This window comes from Leifsonia sp. SIMBA_070 (genome assembly GCF_046534635.1).
GTDB lineage: Bacteria > Actinomycetota > Actinomycetes > Actinomycetales > Microbacteriaceae > Leifsonia.
Genome location: NZ_JAWRYK010000208.1, coordinates 1 through 276, shown reverse-complemented (window position 1 = coordinate 276; position 276 = coordinate 1). Strand labels below are relative to the sequence as shown.

General features: G+C 65.9%; 1 pseudogene. It reads right to left on the bottom strand.

The window, feature by feature from the left end:
- Positions 1-276, bottom strand: a pseudogene (locus SB754_RS20050) (sodium-dependent transporter); the annotation flags it as partial.

Genomic DNA, 276 nt, shown 5'->3' with positions numbered 1-276 from the left:
AGTCGAGGGTGAAAGGCGCGGTCGCTCCGTCAGACACCTGCAGATAGTCGCCCGTGAAGAAGCCGCGGGTGTCATCGCCCCACTTCTCGTCGAACGAGAAGACGAAGTAGCTGCCCGCCCACGCGAGCACGCCCGTGTAGTAGATCGCGATGAGCGCGCAGATCACGACTTGGAACCAGCCGATGCCCTCGCCCGTTCGGCCGCCGAGACGGCGCAGCGCGAGCGGCGCGGATCCGCGGAAACGGTGTCCGATCGCGTAGTCGAGGAAGAGGATCG